Below are 828 nucleotides of genomic sequence, written 5' to 3'. Positions count from 1 at the left end.
CTGCGGATGTCTGGCCGATGATTCAGGAGTAAAAGAACGGAATCCCGGGTGTCCGACGGCAAGGCGATGCCGAGCCGGTGCTCCGCGGCAATGATCAGCGCGCCGACCAGCAGAGATCTGTCCTGTCCTGCTCGAGCCGGGGGTATGAGAAGATCGCCAGGGGACCTTCGTACTTAGCTTCGAGCAGCTCTGCGCTTGCTCGGTTGTGAGGACCGCAATTGAGAGTTGCCAACGCTATGCACGCACGTCCGACAAGCCGATGTTGGAGGCGTGCATGCAATAGTGAGCTGGCTAACCGCTATCGAGCGAACTCAATTGTCCTGAATAAGATTGTCGCCCCCGATGTTGTCACGAGGGCGACAACACTTACCCAGGCCGCTGGTCTGCTTCCATCCCGTCGAGGGCATACCCGCCGCCTTGGGCTCCTACTCCTCGGTCTGGAGCGCGCCCGATGAACTGTCACGGGTTGGGGGCCGCGGCTCCTAACAGGTTCGTCCGGGTGGCGTTGACTCCTGTTGCAGTGCAGTATGTTTCGTGGTGGCGGCACCGTGGGTCGTGGATGACGAGTTGTGGGCAGTGATCGAACCGCTACTGCCGGTCCGGGCTCCGGGCACGCCGGGGCCGGCGCGGATGGACGACCGGCTGGTGTTGCAGGGGATCTTGTTCGTGCTGTTCACCGGTATCGGGTGGGAAGGCCTGCCCCAAGAACTGGGATTCGGGTCCGGCATGACCTGTTGGCGGCGAGTGCGGGACTGGCAAGCGTCCGGGGTGTTCGAGGCGATGCACCAGGCGATGCTCGCCCACGCCAACAGCGCCGGATTGATCGAT

General features: G+C 62.8%; 1 protein-coding gene. It reads left to right on the top strand.

Annotated features, from left to right (window positions below; translation table 11 throughout):
* Positions 1-534: 534 nt before the first annotated feature.
* Positions 535-828: IS5 family transposase (locus ON21_RS30245; protein ID WP_039803594.1), on the top strand; the 294-nt coding region annotated here is incomplete at its 3' end.

The organism is Nocardia araoensis NBRC 100135 (assembly GCF_000308435.1).
GTDB classification, from domain to species: Bacteria; Actinomycetota; Actinomycetes; order Mycobacteriales; family Mycobacteriaceae; genus Nocardia; species Nocardia araoensis.
The sequence above is the reverse complement of the archived record's forward strand: the minus strand, read 5'-3'. Positions and strand labels throughout refer to the sequence as shown.